This is a genomic window from Tenacibaculum sp. TB-56 (genome assembly GCF_059716275.2).
This window is the reverse complement of record NZ_CM201367.1, coordinates 1,685,677-1,703,707: the sequence shown is the minus strand read 5'-3', so window position 1 is coordinate 1,703,707 and position 18,031 is coordinate 1,685,677. Positions and strand designations below refer to the sequence as shown.

The 18,031-nt window shown below is 32.5% G+C and carries 18 protein-coding genes; 9 read left to right on the top strand and 9 right to left on the bottom strand.

The window, feature by feature from the left end:
• The first annotated feature begins 31 nt into the window (after window positions 1–31).
• From AC3VI6_RS08255 to AC3VI6_RS08245, 3 genes are all read left to right on the top strand, one after another.
• Window positions 32–1,150, top strand: a complete 1,119-nt coding sequence (locus AC3VI6_RS08255) for an adenylate kinase (protein ID WP_497705833.1) — start codon at window positions 32–34, stop codon at window positions 1,148–1,150.
• 210 nt (window positions 1,151–1,360) lie between these two features.
• Window positions 1,361–2,350: a GTPase ObgE gene (gene obgE, locus AC3VI6_RS08250; protein WP_497705832.1), complete on the top strand. Its 990-nt coding sequence runs from the start codon at window positions 1,361–1,363 to the stop codon at window positions 2,348–2,350.
• Window positions 2,351–2,476: 126 nt separating this feature from the next.
• On the top strand, window positions 2,477–3,154 hold the full coding sequence (locus AC3VI6_RS08245; RefSeq protein WP_497705831.1) for a hypothetical protein: 678 nt from the start codon (window positions 2,477–2,479) through the stop codon (window positions 3,152–3,154).
• Window positions 3,155–3,164: 10 nt separating this feature from the next.
• Here the strand turns inward: AC3VI6_RS08245 and AC3VI6_RS08240 are convergent, their stop codons facing one another.
• Genes AC3VI6_RS08240 through surE form a run of 4 tightly spaced genes read right to left on the bottom strand, consistent with a single transcriptional unit; the run spans window position 3,165 to window position 5,897 of the window.
• Complete coding sequence (locus AC3VI6_RS08240; protein ID WP_497705830.1) at window positions 3,165–3,722, bottom strand: C40 family peptidase; 558 nt, start codon at window positions 3,720–3,722, stop codon at window positions 3,165–3,167.
• Window positions 3,723–3,729: 7 nt separating this feature from the next.
• Window positions 3,730–4,842, bottom strand: coding sequence for a lipid-A-disaccharide synthase (gene lpxB, locus AC3VI6_RS08235; protein WP_435254297.1), 1,113 nt, complete (start codon window positions 4,840–4,842; stop codon window positions 3,730–3,732).
• Between the two features lie 9 nt (window positions 4,843–4,851).
• Window positions 4,852–5,139 (bottom strand): hypothetical protein, encoded by a 288-nt coding sequence (locus AC3VI6_RS08230; RefSeq protein WP_274634930.1) that lies wholly within the window; start codon window positions 5,137–5,139, stop codon window positions 4,852–4,854.
• A complete protein-coding gene (surE, locus tag AC3VI6_RS08225) occupies window positions 5,127–5,897 on the bottom strand; it encodes a 5'/3'-nucleotidase SurE (RefSeq protein ID WP_298996366.1) in 771 nt (256 codons plus the stop codon). The genes AC3VI6_RS08230 and surE overlap by 13 nt, the downstream gene beginning before the upstream one ends.
• Window positions 5,898–6,279: 382 nt before the next feature.
• On the opposite strand from surE, the gene AC3VI6_RS08220 reads away from it, so the two are divergent.
• Genes AC3VI6_RS08220 through AC3VI6_RS08210 form a run of 3 tightly spaced genes read left to right on the top strand, consistent with a single transcriptional unit; the run spans window position 6,280 to window position 9,062 of the window.
• A complete protein-coding gene (locus AC3VI6_RS08220; protein WP_497705829.1) occupies window positions 6,280–7,680 on the top strand; it encodes a S41 family peptidase in 1,401 nt (466 codons plus the stop codon).
• Entirely contained in the window at window positions 7,670–8,401 is a 732-nt protein-coding gene (locus AC3VI6_RS08215) for a carboxy terminal-processing peptidase (RefSeq protein ID WP_497705828.1), read from the top strand. The genes AC3VI6_RS08220 and AC3VI6_RS08215 overlap by 11 nt, the downstream gene beginning before the upstream one ends.
• A gap of 46 nt (window positions 8,402–8,447) precedes the next feature.
• Window positions 8,448–9,062 (top strand): HD domain-containing protein, encoded by a 615-nt coding sequence (locus tag AC3VI6_RS08210; RefSeq protein WP_497705827.1) that lies wholly within the window; start codon window positions 8,448–8,450, stop codon window positions 9,060–9,062.
• Here AC3VI6_RS08210 and AC3VI6_RS08205 read toward each other — a convergent pair.
• Window positions 9,057–9,851 (bottom strand): DUF2797 domain-containing protein, encoded by a 795-nt coding sequence (locus AC3VI6_RS08205; RefSeq protein ID WP_497705826.1) that lies wholly within the window; start codon window positions 9,849–9,851, stop codon window positions 9,057–9,059. The genes AC3VI6_RS08210 and AC3VI6_RS08205 overlap by 6 nt on opposite strands.
• Window positions 9,852–9,917: 66 nt before the next feature.
• Between AC3VI6_RS08205 and AC3VI6_RS08200 the strand changes: the two genes are divergently transcribed.
• On the top strand, window positions 9,918–11,426 hold the full coding sequence (locus tag AC3VI6_RS08200; protein ID WP_497705825.1) for a GH3 auxin-responsive promoter family protein: 1,509 nt from the start codon (window positions 9,918–9,920) through the stop codon (window positions 11,424–11,426).
• A gap of 2 nt (window positions 11,427–11,428) precedes the next feature.
• On the opposite strand, the gene AC3VI6_RS08195 is transcribed toward AC3VI6_RS08200, so the two are convergent.
• Genes AC3VI6_RS08195 through AC3VI6_RS08180 form a run of 4 tightly spaced genes read right to left on the bottom strand, consistent with a single transcriptional unit; the run spans window position 11,429 to window position 15,123 of the window.
• Window positions 11,429–11,893 (bottom strand): hypothetical protein, encoded by a 465-nt coding sequence (locus tag AC3VI6_RS08195; protein ID WP_497705824.1) that lies wholly within the window; start codon window positions 11,891–11,893, stop codon window positions 11,429–11,431.
• Between the two features lie 36 nt (window positions 11,894–11,929).
• On the bottom strand, window positions 11,930–13,183 hold the full coding sequence (locus tag AC3VI6_RS08190; protein ID WP_497705823.1) for a tetratricopeptide repeat protein: 1,254 nt from the start codon (window positions 13,181–13,183) through the stop codon (window positions 11,930–11,932).
• Between the two features lie 51 nt (window positions 13,184–13,234).
• Window positions 13,235–14,758, bottom strand: coding sequence for a M56 family metallopeptidase (locus tag AC3VI6_RS08185; protein ID WP_497705822.1), 1,524 nt, complete (start codon window positions 14,756–14,758; stop codon window positions 13,235–13,237).
• Window positions 14,755–15,123, bottom strand: a complete 369-nt coding sequence (locus AC3VI6_RS08180; protein WP_497705821.1) for a BlaI/MecI/CopY family transcriptional regulator — start codon at window positions 15,121–15,123, stop codon at window positions 14,755–14,757. The genes AC3VI6_RS08185 and AC3VI6_RS08180 overlap by 4 nt, the downstream gene beginning before the upstream one ends.
• Before the next feature lie 120 nt (window positions 15,124–15,243).
• Here AC3VI6_RS08180 and AC3VI6_RS08175 point away from each other — a divergent pair, with 120 nt between their 5' ends.
• Complete coding sequence (locus AC3VI6_RS08175; RefSeq protein ID WP_497705820.1) at window positions 15,244–15,744, top strand: DUF456 domain-containing protein; 501 nt, start codon at window positions 15,244–15,246, stop codon at window positions 15,742–15,744.
• Between the two features lie 424 nt (window positions 15,745–16,168).
• Entirely contained in the window at window positions 16,169–17,866 is a 1,698-nt protein-coding gene (gene lysS, locus AC3VI6_RS08170) for a lysine--tRNA ligase (protein ID WP_497705819.1), read from the top strand.
• The last annotated feature ends 165 nt before the right edge of the window (window positions 17,867–18,031 follow it).

The following is an 18,031-nucleotide window of genomic DNA, read 5'->3' as shown; positions in this document are numbered from 1 at the left end:
TTTAATATCAAGAAACTATCTTTGCATTCTGATGAAAATTACAAAACTTCACGATTTATATTTTAAAGAGTTCATTTCAGCAAATGAAATCTCTAGTATTGTTGCTTCTTTAGCTAAACAAGTTAAAAATGATTTACCTAAAGACGAGGTTCCTGTTTTTATAGGAATTTTAAATGGCTGCTTTGTTTTTACTGCCGATTTTTTACGTCAATACAAAGGTGATTGTGAAATAAGTTTTGTAAAACTATCTTCTTATGAAGGCACTAGTTCAACAGAAAATGTAAAAAGTTTAATAGGTCTTAACGAAGACTTGACAGGACGTACTGTTATCATTTTAGAAGATATTATTGATACCGGAACAACCCTTCAAGAAATCTATGAGATTTTTTCTACAAAAAATTTAAAAGAATTAAAAATAGTTACACTTTTTTACAAGCCAGATGTATATCGTAAAGAATTGCATATAGACTATATCGGAAAAGGAATTGAAGATAAGTTTATTGTTGGTTACGGCTTGGATTATAAAGGTATTGGTAGAAATTTACCAGCTATTTATCAATTAACAACACAACCCAAAATGAAAAACATCGTATTATTCGGTCCTCCAGGTGCAGGAAAAGGTACTCAAGCAGAAATTTTAAAAGAAAAATACAATTTAGTACACATTTCAACAGGAGACGTATTCCGATTTAATATTAAAAATCAAACGGAATTAGGGTTATTAGCAAAAACATATATTGATGCTGGTGATTTAGTTCCTGATGAAGTTACAATTAACATGCTAAAAGAAGAGGTTAACAAAAATGCTGACGTAGCAGGATTTATTTTTGATGGTTTTCCTCGTACCGAATCTCAAGCAGAAGCTTTAGACGCATTTTTAGCTGAAAAAGGTGAGCGCATCAACGGAATGGTTGCTTTGGAAGTACCAGAAGATTTATTAGTTGAGCGTATTTTAGAAAGAGGAAAAACAAGCGGTCGTTCAGACGATATGGATGAAAGCAAAATCCGTAATCGTTTTAACGAATACAACACTAAAACAGCTGTTTTAAAAGATTTTTATCAAGCTCAAGGTAATTATTACGGAGTTGACGGTGTGGGGTCTATCGAAGACATTACACAACGTTTATCAGACGTATTTGATACATTATAAAACTTGTTAAGTTGTTGAATCTTTTAATTTACATGTCAGTTCGAGTGATTTTTCTGACCTAAGGAAGAAAAATTGTATCGAGAACTACTTTAAAATTCTTATTCTCGATACAAATTTTACTCTTTTCAATCGTAAAATTCACTCGAATTGACAGAATTGTTGAAATACACAACTAAACGATTCAACAATTAAACAACAAAAAACAAAACAATGACTGAAGGAAATTTTGTCGACTATATAAAAATCTACGCATCATCTGGTAAAGGTGGTCGTGGATCTGCTCACTTACATCGCGAAAAGTATATCACCAAAGGTGGTCCTGATGGTGGTGATGGTGGTCGTGGTGGACACGTAATTTTACGTGGCGATAAAAATATGTGGACACTTTTCCATTTAAAATTTAAACGTCATTTTAGAGCTGAACATGGTGGTGATGGTAGTGCTAGTCGTAGTACAGGTCATGATGGTACCGATGTGATAATTCCTGTTCCATTAGGAACTATTATCCGTGATGCTGATACTGACGAAATTTTACATGAAGTTATTGAAGACGGACAAGAAATCATCTTATTAGAAGGTGGTAAAGGTGGTCGTGGTAACTGGCACTTTAAATCATCTACCAACCAAACACCTCGTTATGCCCAACCGGGTATTGACGGACAAGAAGGTTGGTTTCGTATTGAATTAAAAATTTTAGCTGATGTTGGTTTGGTAGGTTTCCCTAATGCAGGAAAATCAACTTTATTGTCGGTTATTACCGCTGCAAAACCTAAAATTGCTGATTATGCCTTTACAACCTTAAAACCTAACTTAGGAATTGTAGAATACCGTAATCACCAGAGTTTTGTTATGGCAGATATTCCTGGAATTATTGAAGGAGCTGCCGAAGGAAAAGGATTGGGACATCACTTTTTACGTCATATTGAACGTAACTCTACCCTACTCTTTTTAATTCCTGCCGATAGTGAAGATATTCAAAAAGAATACGACATTTTGTTGAATGAATTACGCAAGCACAATCCTGAATTGTTAGATAAGGATCGTTTGTTAGCTATTTCAAAATCGGATATGTTAGACGACGAATTGAAAGAAGAAATTAAACAAGATTTACCAGAAGGTATTGAAACTATATTTATCTCTTCTGTTGCCCAACAAGGTTTAACAGAATTGAAAGATAAATTATGGCAAATATTGAATTAATTTATCTTTACAAATAAAATTTAAAAAAGCAATCTCAGTGAGGTTGCTTTTTTTGTTTGAATTTTTATTAAAAATCAATTAACTTCGTTAGAATTAGGCTCAAACATTAATTTATCTGACCCAAAAATGAAAAAGAAAATACCGATAGCACTTAGAAAAGTTTTAGATAAAGAAGCAGAAGGAACTAATGGATTATTTAACATTGACTTTCCTAATAATTCTATTATTAAATTTACAGATTCCGACTCTAATAGTGATTTCTTCTTCGAAATAAAAAAAATCAACCCTGCACAGGGAACTAATAAAGTATCGTATTTAATTGAATACAAACCTTACAATGAAGAATCTTTAAGTGCCCATCACCTTAATGTTAATATCTCAAATTTCAGCGATCATTTCAAAAACTGGAAAAATCTTCTAATTGAATCTAATAAGGACAGTTTTTTATTTGATGATTTAATTACACAAACATATTATGATGAACTTGAACCAAAATTTGAAATTTTAGATGATGACATACAAACTAAACCATACTCTATAGAACAACAAAAAAGAATAGTAATTTTTCTGGATAAGGCTCAAGAAATATTAAAAAATCAAGAAAAGAACAATTTATCAGTCAATGAAGCAATTACTTTGATTGAAGAAACAAAAGAAAACATCTCAATATCAACTAAGAAAAAAGTTATAACAAATATTCGGAAAATTATTGCCAAAGGCTTTAAAATTGGTTTAGAAGTAGGAGAAAAATTATTGATTGAATTTACAACTGAGTTAGCTAAAAAATTAATTACGGGGACATAATAGTTACCCCCTACAACACCCTTTTCGCTTCAATAAAAGCACGTTTCCAGTAATTTTCGTGTAGTGAGGTTACAATCACCCCTTGTGAAGTAGTTGAGTGAATAAAACGAACATCGCCATTATCAACAGAAGTTACCAACCCTACATGATTTATAGCCCCTCTTCTTCCTCTTGTTTTAAAAAACAATAAATCACCTCTTTGTACTTCTCGTAACGAAATTTTCTCTCCTTGTCGATACATTTCACGAGAACTTCTAGCTATGGGTACCTCTCGTTGTTGAAACGACGTAAAAATTAACCCAGAGCAATCCATTCCTTTTTTTGTCATTCCGCCAAAACGATACGGAACTCCTTTGTAGGTAACTGCTGTCCATATAATTTTATCGGCAACGGTTACTTCTTTTACCTCAACCTCTTCAGTAGCTTCTGTCTTAACGCTTGCAACATCAACTGTTTTAGGAGTAATTGTTGATGCTGTTTTTTGGTAAGCTCCACTTACATTTTTTGACGATCCACAAGAAATCATTAAAAACGACAGTGTACATAGAAAGAGGATTTTTTTAATCATAGGTGTTTTATTTTTTTACTCCATCAACAATTAATTTTGCTGCTTTGGCTGAGGCTCCTTTACCTCCTAGTTTTTGTTCTAAGTCAAAGTACGATAAAAATAATTGCTGACGATGTTCTGCTTCAAGAATACGCTCTAACTCGTGCTTTAAGTTTTCTTTCGTAAAATCATTTTGAATCAATTCTTTTACCACTTCTCTATCCATAATCAAATTGACTAGTGATATATAACTTAAGGTAATAATTCGTTTTGCTATTTGGTACGATATGTTGCTTCCTTTATAACACACTACCTGCGGAACTTTAAACAGTGCTGCTTCTAAAGTTGCGGTTCCTGATGCTACCAAAGCGGCATACGAAACACTTAATAAATCATAGGTTTTATTATTGATGAATTTCACATTCGCATCTCCAATAATTTCTTGATAAAACTCATACGACTGACTCGGAGCTCCCGCCACCACAAATTGATACTTAGGAAAATCATCTACCAACGATAACATTACCGATAGCATTTTGGTTATCTCCTGTTTTCTACTTCCTGGTAATAATGCTATAATTTCTTTATAGCCTAAATCGTGTTCTTTTCTAAATTCTTCAATCGACACCTGCTTTCTACCAGCAATTCCATCAATTAAAGGATGCCCTACAAAGTGCACATTATATCCGTACTTCTTGTAAAACTCTTTTTCAAACGGAAGAATCACAAACATTTCATCAATATCGCGTTTGATATCTTTTACTCTACCTGCTCTACTTGCCCAAACTTGCGGCGAAATATAATAATTAGTTCTAAAACCTTGTTGTTTTGCCCATTTAGCTATACGAAGATTAAAACCAGAGTTGTCTATAAAAATAAGTACATCAGGATTGAATTGAGCAATGTCTTTTTTACAGAAAGAAATCATACCTAAAATCTTACGTAAGTTCATCAACACCTCAACAAACCCCATAAAAGCACGCTCTTTGTAATGTTTTACCAACGTACCTCCGACTTCTTGCATCAAATCTCCACCCCAAAAGCGAATCTCTGCTTCTGGATCTTGTTTCAACAACGCCTTCATTAAGTTTGCTCCGTGTAAATCACCCGAAGCTTCCCCTACAAGAATGTAATACTTCATTTACTAAAATTAGAAAAATTTTAAAATTGCGGTTAATAGCGCTACTGCAATCGTAGTTATTAACACTCCTCTTGCTCTATAATCTTGCTTCTTTTTTAAAAACACCCAAAACACAAATAAATTAGGTATTGCCGATAATGCTATTACCGATCCTAACATACCTCCTTCTTTTATTTTGTTTAGTGTTTCAGATAAGTCTGATTGTGAAATGTATTGCAAATACACAAAAAATCCACATGCTGTTGCCAACAACGATACTAAAATTCCTATGGCTATTTCTTTCTTTATATGTCCCATGTATGTAATTTTTGAATTGCGTGATGCGCTGTCATATCAAACTGAACAGGCACCACAGAAATATAACCGTTTTCTAACGCCCAAATATCGGTATCTTGTCCTTTATCTCTGTTTACAAACTCTCCTGATAACCAATAATATTCTTTTCCGAACGGACTTTTACGCTTATCAAATGTTTCTTTCCAATATCCGTTTGCTTGTCTACAAATACGAACTCCTTTAATATCTTTCTCTTTTAACTTCGGAATGTTTACGTTTAAAATAACTCCATCAGGCAAGCCATTTAACAACACATTTAACGCTATTTTTTCTATAAACTTACGCGCAGCTCTAAAATCTGCATGCCAATCAAAATCTAACAATGAAAAACCGATGGCTGGAATTCCTTCAATACCTGCTTCAACAGCAGCACTCATCGTTCCTGAATAAATTACATTGATAGATGAATTAGAACCATGATTGATTCCAGAAACACATAAATCAGGTGTGCGATTTAATATTTGATTCTTTGCCATTTTAACACAATCGGCTGGAGTACCTGAACAACTATATTCTATTTGTGGGCCTTCATCTATGGTAATTGGGTTACAATGCAGCACATTATTCACCGTAATTGCATGTCCCATTCCACTTTGCGGGCTATCAGGAGCTACTACTACCACGTCTCCTATTTTATTCATAATTTCAATCAACATTCGAATACCAGGAGCAGTAATTCCATCGTCATTGGTAACCAAAATTAAAGGTCTGTCTTGCATTTTATGTAAGTTTTACAACAAATGTAACATAAAAAAAGGATTCTTTTTTTAACATTTTGTAAAGACAGATTCGTTTATTTTATATGTAAAATTGTGGTAATCAAACACAAGCGTCATGATACGAATTATTGTTCACCTTACCGTTTTTATTATTTCGGCTTTTTGCGCTATTATTTCAATCTAACATAAGATATATTATCTAAGTGCTTTAAGAGAGATCGTAGTATTACATCCTTTAATGAACCTAAAGGTTAAATCAAGAGAATAAAAATTAAATTGCTGCTTTTATAAAAAGCAACAAAACTTAGAAAATTGGCATTATTTTAGTAGCTTAGCAACACAACTAAACTACTCAACACAAATTTAAAAGATAGAAGGTTTTATGAAGACGAAGTTTATTATACCATTTTTAGCTATTACATTATTATTTTCGAACTCTGTTAGCTCGAATACACTTCCTAATAATGACCCAGAAAAAGATAGAGTTATTGTATACGTTTTAAAAAACATTTTAAGTCGTTACCATTACGTTCAAAAAGATTTGAATGATGATTTTTCTGAACATGTATATACTACTTTTATTGATGGTTTAGATCCAAGTAAACGCTATTTTACACAAGAAGATTTAAAAGAATTCTCTCAATATAAATATCAAATTGATAATCAACTAAGAGAATCTAATATTGATTTTTACAAACTAGTTTATAGTCGTTTTCTTGAAAAAATGGAATCAGGAAAAGCAAATTATCGCGCTTTATTAAAACAACCTTTTAACTACAAAAAAAATGAGGTAATTGATATTGATTACGATAAGATTCCGTTTGCTAAAAACGAAACTGAATTAACCGACTACTGGAGAAAACAATTAAAATTATCTATTTTAAGTAATATAGAAGATGCTGAAGCACAGCAAAACGAAAAAGCTAAAAAAGATAAAAACTTCAAAAAGAAATCTTTTAAAGAATTAGAAGTTGAAGCCAGAAAGAAAGTATTAAAAAACATGGACGATTTGTACATGCGTATTGGAGAATTGGAAAACTCTGACTGGTACTCTACGTTCTTAAATAGTGTGGTAAGTGGTTTTGATCCGCACACAACTTACATGTCTCCTAATATTAAAACACGTTTCGATCAAGAAATGTCTGGTAAACTTGAGGGAATTGGTGCTCGTTTACAAAAGAAAGGAATTTACACGCATATTGTTGAGTTAATTTCTGGTGGGCCTGCTTGGAAACAAGGTGAACTAGAAGCTGATGATATCATTTTAAAAGTTGCTCAAGGAGACGAAGAACCTCTTGATATCGTAGGAATGCGTTTAGATGATGCTATTAAATTTATCAAAGGTAAAAAAGGAACTGAGGTACGTTTAACCGTTAAGAAAAAAATTGATGGTTCTATTAAAATTATTCCAATTATTAGAGATGTAGTAGAACTGGAGGAAACTTTTGTAAAATCGAGTATTGTTGAAAAGGATGGTAAAAAATACGGAGTAATAAATCTTCCGAGATTTTATATTGATTTCAACGACTTAAGCAGAAGAGATGCTGCAAAAGACATGGAGCAAGAAATTGAGCGTTTAAAGAAAGAAAATGTTGAAGGTTTAATTGTTGACTTACGTGATAATGGTGGTGGTTCGTTAAAAACAGCCATTGAAATCGGAGGATTATTCATTAAAGAAGGACCTATAGTACAAGTAAAGTACCGTGGAGAAGATCCTTTAGTAAAAAATGACACCGATTCTAAAATACAATGGGAAGTGACCATTAGTAGTAATGGTAAATGAATTCTCTGCTTCTGCTTCAGAAATTTTTGCTGCAGCAATGCAAGATTATAAGCGTGGCGTTATTATTGGTGGTAAACAAACTTATGGTAAAGGAACCGTACAAAACGTATTGCCAATCAATCGATTTTATGAGCAGTATCCTGACGACTTAGGAGCTTTAAAAATGACCATTCAAAAGTTTTATAGAATCAATGGTGGTTCTACACAAATTGAAGGTGTATATTCTGATATTTCATTACCTAGTAGATACAGCTATATGGACTTTGGTGAACGTGATTTAGAAGGGGCTTTACCATGGGATAAAGTAAAACAAGCTAAGTATACAACTACCAATACCTATAGCAATTTTGCTGATGTTGTTTACAACAGCAAGCAACGTGTAATGAATGATGAAAAGTTTAATAAAATAAACGAGTACGCTAAGTGGTTAAAGAAAAATCAAGACGAAAGAGTATACTCATTAAACTACGAAACTTTTAAAAAGGAAAGCGAAGCTAAAGTTAAAGAAGCCGAACAATATAAAGATATCTTCAAGTTCGATTCTCATTTAACATTTGAATCTCCTAAATACGAACTAAGCTTATTTAAAAAAGACACTGTTTTAGAAGAAAAACGTGTTGCATGGCATAAAAACCTTCAGAAAGATATTTACATTAATGAGGCATTAAATGTATTGAGTGAGTTACGAATGAATAACCATCAAGTTGCTATAAAAAATTAAAAAACGGGGATATCCCCGTTTTTTTTATCTCATTATTTTATTTCCTATGCTAAAAAATACTTTTCTAAGTTTAGCCGCTAATTATTCTGATGACAAAGTACTGCACCTAACTCTTTGGGAAGAGATTGTTAAAAACCATACTGACAAAAAACGATACTATCACACTTTAGTTCATCTAGAAAATTTACTTTTTCAATTATCTCAAGTGAAAACAGAAATTAACTCTTGGAATACTATTTTATTTACACTTTTATATCACGATGTAATCTACAATTCACTTAAAAGTAATAATGAAGAAAAGAGTGCTGAATTTGCTATAAAAAGAATGCAACTACTCTCTGTACCTGAAGAAATTATTAAAAGGTGTGGAAATCAAATTTTAGCGACTAAACATCATAAAGTATCAGAAGATACTGACACCAACTATTTTACCGATGCTGACTTAGCTATTTTAGGTTCAAATTGGGAAACATACGAGCAATACTATAAAAATGTGCGAAAAGAGTACGCTGTGTATCCCAACTTAGTTTACAATTCTGGTCGAAAAAAAGCACTAAAACATTTTTTAACCATGGATAATATATTTAAAACTGAATACTTCCATCAAAAATTTGAAAAAGCTGCTCGTGAAAATATTCAACGAGAAATAGATTTACTATAGCAACTCAATCTTTACAACTAACCCTTCATTAGAGCGAACATTAAAAACCGTTTCGTCTTCAAAAATTAGGTATTGTCCTTTTATTCCAACCAACTTACCTGTGTAGTTTTCTTCTTTCTCTAAGTTTAAACTCTTAGGCTTTTTGGGGTATTTCTCTACAGGAAATTGAATATTTGTTTCCGTATTTGTAGCTATATAATATTCTTTTGCTTCTTCAGGAATAAACTCTTGTAAGCGCTCTCTCCACTCCACCAAATTTTCATCTTTAATGTCGTTTTTCAGCATCGTTCTCCAATTGGTCTTATCAGCAACGTGTTCTTTTAAAGCTACTTCTGTTATTCCTGCTAAATATCGATTTGGCACCTCAACTATTTCAATAGCTTCATGTGCTCCTTGATCAATCCAACGAGTTGGCACTTGTTGTTTTCTCGTTACTCCCACTTTTACATTACTTGAATTTGCCAAGTACACAATATGTGGCTGCAACTGCACTTTTTTCTCATATTCTAAGTCTCTATCTTCTTCTCCTAGGTGCGCTTTACTCAATTCAGGACGCATAATCCAATCACCAGCAGTAGGTATTTCAAAAAAACAACTCTTACAAAAACCTTGACGGTAAATTTTCTTTTCTAAATGACAATTTAAACACTCATAAGTAACAAAGCTTAAAGACATTTCTCTATTCAATAACTGATTCATATTCAAATAACCAGATGACATCTCTAAATAATACTGAACAGTCGTTAGATTCTCGGTAGGCATTTTTTTTAAAACTCCTTGGTATTGCATGTCTTAAATTTTATTACTTTTAGCTTCACAAACTTACTGTAAAAAAATTGAATTAAGAGTTAAACTATGACGTTTCCATTTATAAATTCAATCATTTCTTGGTTCTTAAAAAAGCGTAAACATCAAGTTGAGTTGTTTTTAAAATACCCTATTGATGTGCAAAATGAGTTGTTACTCAAACTTGTGAGTGCAGCTAAGAATACTGAATTCGGAAAACAACAAAACTTTGCTTCAATTAAAAATTACTCAGACTTTGCAAATAATATTCCTATTCAACGTTACGAGAGTATTGAACCACTTATTGAACGCTGTAGGAAAGGAGAACAAAATTTGTTTTGGCCAACACCTATCCGTTGGTTTGCAAAATCTAGCGGCACCACCAACGCAAAAAGTAAGTTTATTCCTGTAAGTGATGAAGCTATTGAATATTGCCATTTTAAAGCAGGAAAGGATATGTTGTGCCTGTATATCAACAACAATGAAGATGCTAAGTTATTTACAGGAAAAGGACTTCGCTTAGGCGGAAGCTCTGCTGTATATGAAGATAATAATTCTTTTTTCGGAGATCTTTCAGCTATTATTATTGAAAACATGCCTTTTTGGGCAGATTTCAGCTCTGCGCCTAAACAAGAAACAGCATTGATGAGTGAATGGGAAACGAAAATGGAAGCCATTATCAACGAAACCATTCACGAAAACATTACCAGTTTGGTTGGAGTTCCTTCTTGGATGCTAGTTTTACTAAACAAAGTTTTAGAAAAAACTGGAAAGGATAATATTTTAGAAGTTTGGCCTAATTTAGAAGTATATTTTCACGGAGGAATCAACTTCAACCCATATCGTGAACAGTACAAAAAGTTGATTCCGAAAGACGATTTTAAATACTATGAAACCTATAACGCTTCTGAAGGATTCTTCGCTATCCAAGATCGAAACAACTCTGATGAAATGTTATTGATGTTAGATTACGGAATTTTCTACGAGTTCATTCCTATGGATCAATACGATGGTGAAAACTCTATTGCAATTCCTCTTTCCGAAGTAAAGAAAGATGTTAACTATGCTGTTGTAATAACTACCAATGGTGGTTTATGGCGTTATTTAATTGGAGACACAGTTAAATTTACCTCAACCGATCCTTATCGTATAAAAATTACTGGGCGTACCAAACATCACATAAACGTTTTTGGAGAGGAATTAATTATTGAAAATGCCGAAGAAGCATTAAAAGCTGCCAGTGATAAAACCAATAGTGAAATAAAAGAATATACAGTTGGGCCTATTTTTATGAACGGAAAGGAAAATGGAGCACATGAATGGATTATAGAGTTTGAAAAGCCTCCTAAAAATCTTGCCTTCTTTACTGAAATGTTAGATAACGCCCTAAAAAATTGCAATTCTGACTACGAGGCTAAACGTTATAACAACATGACCTTGGCAATGCCAAAAGTGCATCAAGCCCGTAAAGGTTTATTTTACGATTGGATGAAAGAAAAAGGGAAATTAGGTGGTCAACACAAAGTTCCGAGATTATCTAACGAACGTGGTTTTGTAGAAGAGTTGTTAAAACTCTAAGCTTATTTTGTTTGAATTTTTAACGGCAAGTGATATTGCGTAACTACAGGAATACCTCTTTTTGTTGCGGGTTGTATTTGCGGTAATTTTTCAATAGTAGATTTTAAAATACTATCCAACTCTGGAAGTTGCTGCGTAACATTATTTGAAGCCGTAATATTTTTCAATATAAATTTACCTTCAGCAGTAATTAATAAATCAATAAGTACCTCTTCTTCTATTCCTTCTTGTATTACAAAAGAATACTCTTGTAAACTTTTAGCAAACCTTTGATGAATTTCTTCCCTAAAACAATTTGATTTTTCTTCTTCTGAAAGACTTCTACATCTATTAAAAGCAGGAGAAACATCTACTTTCGTAAAATCTACTATAGTATCAAGAGTTTGTAGATTTTTGTTTTTGGGTGGTGAAAAAAAATCACAAGAAGTAGTTAGTAAAAGTAAAAAGACGGCATAACGTATATTCATCTTATTGATTTTAAGATGAATATACGAATTTTACTACTAATCTAAGATTTCTCCTTGTAAGAAATAATGTTTTTTTATCGCTTCTAATCGTGTTTTCACATATTCAGTATATGAAACATCTTTTCTTTCAAAACGATTTATATAAGTTTTATAGTACTTATATGCAATTTTCTTGTCTTCATAATAAACTTCACTCTTTAAAGCCAATTGAAACAATGCTCGATAATTTTTTTTATTCTCATCAAAAGCCTTTTTATATAAACTCAACTCTTCTTTAGAGTTACCTAACTCTTTATACACTCTTGCTAATTGGTAATATTCCTCATCTCTTGGTTCTTTACCAACAAAAGTCGCTAATGTATAATTCAACTGTGCTTTATGAAATTTTCTCTGTTCAAAATCAATATCTCCTAAATATTTATATGCTTTAAAATCTGATCGATCTATTTTAAGCGCTTTATTAAAATACTCTTTTGCCTTCTTATACTTCTTCAAGTTAAAATAACTTCGTCCTAACATTTTTTGAGTATAATGCTCATTAGGCTCTATAGAATCTATCTTATCTAATAGTTTAATCGCTTCTTTATACTTTTCTTTTCTGTAGAGGTTATTAATTTTAAGTTTATTTAAAGCTATATGATTAGGATCGACTTCCAACCCTTTATTGATAAAAATAGTTGCAGAATCTTTATCTCTTAAAAAAGTATACGCCAACGCCAATTGATGAATCGATTTAATATGCTCCTCATCGTTTTTGTAAGCTTCTAAAAAGCTATTAATTTTTAAATTATTCTTGTTCAACATTGCATATCCAATTCCTAATTGATAGTAATAATTTGCATTTGTACTATCTATTTGGGTTAAATTCTTAAAAGTTTCTATCGACTTAGCAGGTTGTTTGGTTTTTGCGTATAATTTTCCTAGTTGATATTGTATCAATAAATTTTCGGCATCCTCATTTATAATTCCTTCATAAATTTCAATTGCCTTTTCTAACTTTTTTTCTTTCTGATACGCTTTTCCCAAGTTTACTTTTACAGCATAATCATCTTGCAATGCCAATGCTTTCTCATAGTATTTAGAAGCTTGTTTATGATTATCTATAGATGCATAAATTGCCGCTATTTTTGAAGTTGATTGAAAAGTAGTATCCAACTCATGTAACTTTGTTAATGCTGTTTGATAGCGTCCTTTATTTAGTAAACTATCAATAGTTTGAAAAGCCGAAACTTGCGCCTCGACTTTTATAATTCCTACTACAAAAACAATAAGTAAAATTTTATTTTTCACGTTTCTATTTTTGGTATTGTTCATTGGTTATCTGTGACCAAGATACTTATTTTATTTCACCTCAAAAGTAATTGGTAAGGTATAGCCTACTCTTACTTTTTTTCCTCGCTGTTCACCTGGTTCCATTTGTGGCAATTTTTGTGCCAATTCTTCAGCATATTGTTTTAATGTTGGATGTGGAGCTCTTGCCTTAACATCAATTATTTTACCTTCTTTGTCTATTTTAAATTGCACATAGATTCTTTTTTTCCCTGTTGGAAGTCCAAGATCTTTAGTTATTGACATATCAAAATTATCTTGCACAAACTTGCTTACACTTTTATGAAAACAATCTTTATCTCCTTCTGCACATCCAGGAAAAGTTGGAGCTTTATCTAGCATAGCAAAAGGAACATTTTCTGAATCATGATAATTAATCTTTCCAAGCTTACCATACTGACTTAAATTAGGTTTTTCAAAAGCAACCATTTTTCTACCGTTCTCAGCTTCAAAAACTCTAATATTTAATTGAGGCATTCCTTCTTTATTAAATCCTTTCAACAAATCTAAATACTCTCCTTTTTCCTCTTCTCTTAATTCATCAATAGAGTATTCTTTTGCATTAGGCATTCCATCTCCTAAATAAATGTCCAAATATTTACTTTGGTAACCAGTAGAAGGTTTTTTTACAATTTTACCATCTTCAGTTTTATATACTGTTACAGGCTGCTTTTCTATCTTAACTTCTTCTCTAGAACAAGCCGTATACAAAATCATGCTTCCTAAAAGCGGAATCAGCAGCAAATATTTTAGCTGTTTTACCTTTTTTGATTGTGTTTTTGTCATCATAATAATTCGTTTTTTGATTAATGAATGTTTATAAAATTGATTAATGAATGAAATATGCTCGACCTGAAAAATATCAGCGAGTAAATGGTTGATATAATTTTCTTTTTGATCAGATTTACTTGCTACAGCATCTGAAATATACTCATGAACTAAAGAAATACGATTTTGATACACATACACCATCGGGTTGAACCACATTACTATTTTTAAAAACTCAAAAAACAGTAAGTCCAACGTGTGTTTTTGTTCACTATGCACCAATTCGTGTTGAATGATTTTTTCTTGCTTTGATGATGGAATATCCTTTCCTAAAAAAATATAATTGAAAAATGAAAACGCTTTGGTTTCCTTCGGAAGTAATATCAATTTATAATTTCCTTTTGGAATAGTTCCGTATTGTAATACCAGTCGAATAATACGTTCTAACTTTACTAAAAACACTATTAGAAACAAGGTACATCCACTCCAAAATAACAGGTCTAAATAAGTAATGGATTGATACCAAGCCGCTTTTTCAATCACTTTTTGGGGCGACAACACTACCTCTGGTAATAAAATATAATATTCTTGCGGCACTGTTTTTTGAACTGTTGGAATTTTAAACAAAGGCAATACAAACGACAGCACTGCTGTACCCAACAAATACCATCGGTTTTTAGTAAAAAAGGTTTCTTTGCTTAAAAAGAAATCGTACACCGCTACAAACAGTACCTGAAATAATATAACTTGAATAATATAGTTGATCATGACTTCTTATTTTTATTCACCTCTTTTAAAATACTTTCTAGTTCTTGAATGTCCATTTTGTTTTCTTTCATAAAAAAGGAAACCATGCTTTTAAATGAACCTCCAAAATAACCATCCATTAACTTGTGTAAACTTTCATTGCTATATTCTGACTTTTCTACTAACGGATAATACACGTAACCCCTCCCCTTTGGTTTATGCCCCACAAATTCTTTCGTTTCTAAAATTCTAATTATGGTAGAAACCGTATTGTATGCTGGCTTTGGTTCTGGCAACTGCTCAATCACTTCTTTTACCGAAGCTATTTTTAGTTCCCATAGCACCTGCATTATCTGCTCTTCTGCTTTCGTTAATTGTTTACTCATAGTGCTTTATATGAAATATTTCTGAAACAAATATAACTAAAAAATTAGTTTAAACTAATTTTTTAGTTAATAAATATGTAACAAACCTTTCCTATCTTCGTCATATCAATAAAAAAGTTAATGGATATATTTTTAGTTATACTTGGGTTTGTATTTGCTTGTTTAGGAATTGTTGGGTCGTTTTTACCTGTATTACCAGGACCTATTACTAGCTGGGTAGGTTTGTTATTATTACACTTAACAAGTGTTATTCCTCAAAACTGGACGTTCTTAGGCATTACCCTAGCTATTGCTATCTTCATATTTATTCTTGATTATTTTATCCCTGCTATGGGAACCAAACGCTTTGGAGGCTCTAAATACGGTGTATATGGTACCACAATTGGTTTAATTGTGGGGCTCTTTACTCCTATTCCCTTCGGAATTTTAATTGGTGCTTTTGTGGGAGCTTTAGTTGGTGAATTGATTTATGACAATAAAGATACCAACAGAGCTATTAAAGCCTCGTTCGGTGCTTTTCTTGGATTTTTAGCATCCGCAACTATTAAATTTTCTATTGCTACGGTATACTTAGTTTTATTTATCGTGAAGTTTTTTGAGTACAGTAATTCTTTCTTTTAGGAAGATGTTTTATTGATAATGTCCCTTCGGATATGCTTAAAGACCCCTTAAATAATTAGGAAAGTTAGCAAATACGCTTAGCCCCGATTGTAGCAATTGTTTGAGCTCTCCCGACACTTCGGGAAGCGAGTGCGAAAAGCGGGAAATGGCTTCAAAAAACACTTAAATTTAGCGCAAAAAAAAAGCAACCCATCTCAGGGAAGCTTTCCATTGGTTAACAAAACCATGGTACTATTTAAAGTACCTAACAACACAACTAAATGCTGTCCTTTTAAAATTAGACAGACTGCAAATATACAACCTTTTTTAAAGTTTGCAAACTTTTTTGAGTTTTTTACAAAAAAGGTGAATCTGTTAAGCGTTGTTTAATTCTGCAATTGATTGTATCTTTGCAGCTTCATTAAAAATTAATAAAAAATAACCCATGCAATTATCAGAACAAGAAGTTGTACGTAGAGAAAAGTTAGGGAAGCTAAGAGAATTAGGCATCAATCCCTACCCAGCTGATTTATTCCCATTAAATTCAAACTCGAAAGAGATTAAACAGAAGTTTGAAGAGGGTAAAAAGGTGGTGATTGCAGGTAGATTAATGTCACGTCGTATTCAAGGAAAAGCGTCTTTCGCTGAATTACAAGATAGTGAAGGTCGTGTACAGGTATATTTTAACCGTGACGAGATTTGTACTGGTGAAGACAAAAACTTGTACAATGAAGTGTACAAAAAGTTATTAGATATAGGTGATTTTGTAGGAATTGAAGGTGAGTTATTTAAAACTCAGGTAGGAGAAATCACTGTAATGGTAAAAGATTTTAAATTATTAAGTAAATCTTTAAAGCCATTACCATTACCAAAAGTAGATGCTGAAGGAAATACTTTTGACGGATTTACAGATCCTGAAATGCGTTACCGTCAGCGTTATGCTGATTTGGTAGTAAATCCACAGGTAAAAGAAGTTTTTGTAAAGCGTACAAAGTTATTCAATGCGATGCGTCAGTTTTTTAACGATGCAGGATATTTTGAAGTAGAAACGCCAATTTTACAACCTATTCCAGGTGGTGCTGCTGCAAGACCATTTATTACACATCACAACGCCTTAGACATTCCGTTATACATGCGTATTGCGAATGAGTTATACTTAAAACGTTTGATTGTTGGTGGTTTTGACGGTGTATATGAGTTTTCGAAAAACTTCCGTAACGAAGGAATGGACAGAACGCACAACCCTGAATTTACCGCAATGGAAATTTATGTAGCCTACAAAGACTACAACTGGATGATGGAGTTTACCGAAAAATTATTAGAACACTGCGCTTTAGCTGTAAACGGAACTACTGAAGCTACTTTTGGAGAGCATAAAGTAGATTTTAAAGCTCCGTATGCACGTGTTACTATGGCAGACTCTATCAAACATTTTACTGGTTTTGACATCAACGGAAAATCGGAAGATGAAATCCGTAAAGCTGCTCAAGACATGGGTATCGAAGTGGATGAAACAATGGGTAAAGGAAAGTTAATTGATGAGATTTTTGGTGAGAAATGTGAAGGAAACTACATTCAGCCAACATTTATTACTGATTATCCGAAGGAAATGTCTCCGTTATGTAAAGAGCACCGTGACAATCCTGAGTTAACTGAGCGTTTTGAGTTAATGGTATGTGGTAAAGAAATTGCCAATGCATACTCTGAATTAAATGACCCAATAGATCAACGCGAGCGTTTTGAAGCACAATTAAAATTAGCGGAGCGTGGAGATGATGAAGCAGGTCAGTTTATCGATCAAGATTTCTTACGCGCTTTAGAATATGGGATGCCTCCTACTTCTGGATTAGGAATTGGAATGGATCGTTTAATTATGTATTTAACGAACAATCCATCAATTCAAGAAGTGTTATTCTTCCCACAAATGAAACCTGAGAAGCAAGCTCCTTCTGTTGAGTTAAATGATGATGAAAAAGCATTGTTAGCATTGATAGAAAAAGCTGAAAAAATAGATTTAAACGAGTTAAAAACGCAAAGTGGTTTGTCTAACAAAAAGTGGGACAAAACCATTAAAGGATTAACTAAAAACAACCTTGCTAAAGTTGAAAAAACAGAGGAAGGTTTATTTGTAGAAATCGTTTAACGTATTTCAAAGACTAAATAGCATTGAAAAGCAATCTTACTTCGGCTACGCTCAGTAACCAATAAGGTTGCTTTTTTTATTTGGCTATTCTGCAATTTTGGGTAAATTAGCTAGCTATGGATATTAGTTATTAAAACTGAACTCTAATTCTGTCAATTAAAACAA

Excerpts from the sequence above, each read along its gene's own strand:
- AC3VI6_RS08255 (WP_497705833.1), top strand. The coding sequence starts at position 32 with ATGAAAATTACAAAACTTCACGATTTATATTTTAAAGAGTTCATTTCA.
- obgE (WP_497705832.1), top strand. The coding sequence starts at position 1,361 with ATGACTGAAGGAAATTTTGTCGACTATATAAAAATCTACGCATCATCT.
- AC3VI6_RS08245 (WP_497705831.1), top strand. The coding sequence starts at position 2,477 with ATGAAAAAGAAAATACCGATAGCACTTAGAAAAGTTTTAGATAAAGAA.
- AC3VI6_RS08240 (WP_497705830.1), bottom strand. The coding sequence starts at position 3,722 with ATGATTAAAAAAATCCTCTTTCTATGTACACTGTCGTTTTTAATGATT.
- lpxB (WP_435254297.1), bottom strand. The coding sequence starts at position 4,842 with ATGAAGTATTACATTCTTGTAGGGGAAGCTTCGGGTGATTTACACGGA.
- AC3VI6_RS08230 (WP_274634930.1), bottom strand. The coding sequence starts at position 5,139 with ATGGGACATATAAAGAAAGAAATAGCCATAGGAATTTTAGTATCGTTG.
- surE (WP_298996366.1), bottom strand. The coding sequence starts at position 5,897 with ATGCAAGACAGACCTTTAATTTTGGTTACCAATGACGATGGAATTACT.
- AC3VI6_RS08220 (WP_497705829.1), top strand. The coding sequence starts at position 6,280 with ATGAAGACGAAGTTTATTATACCATTTTTAGCTATTACATTATTATTT.
- AC3VI6_RS08215 (WP_497705828.1), top strand. The coding sequence starts at position 7,670 with ATGGTAAATGAATTCTCTGCTTCTGCTTCAGAAATTTTTGCTGCAGCA.
- AC3VI6_RS08210 (WP_497705827.1), top strand. The coding sequence starts at position 8,448 with ATGCTAAAAAATACTTTTCTAAGTTTAGCCGCTAATTATTCTGATGAC.
- AC3VI6_RS08205 (WP_497705826.1), bottom strand. The coding sequence starts at position 9,851 with ATGCAATACCAAGGAGTTTTAAAAAAAATGCCTACCGAGAATCTAACG.
- AC3VI6_RS08200 (WP_497705825.1), top strand. The coding sequence starts at position 9,918 with ATGACGTTTCCATTTATAAATTCAATCATTTCTTGGTTCTTAAAAAAG.
- AC3VI6_RS08195 (WP_497705824.1), bottom strand. The coding sequence starts at position 11,893 with ATGAATATACGTTATGCCGTCTTTTTACTTTTACTAACTACTTCTTGT.
- AC3VI6_RS08185 (WP_497705822.1), bottom strand. The coding sequence starts at position 14,758 with ATGATCAACTATATTATTCAAGTTATATTATTTCAGGTACTGTTTGTA.
- AC3VI6_RS08180 (WP_497705821.1), bottom strand. The coding sequence starts at position 15,123 with ATGAGTAAACAATTAACGAAAGCAGAAGAGCAGATAATGCAGGTGCTA.
- AC3VI6_RS08175 (WP_497705820.1), top strand. The coding sequence starts at position 15,244 with ATGGATATATTTTTAGTTATACTTGGGTTTGTATTTGCTTGTTTAGGA.
- lysS (WP_497705819.1), top strand. The coding sequence starts at position 16,169 with ATGCAATTATCAGAACAAGAAGTTGTACGTAGAGAAAAGTTAGGGAAG.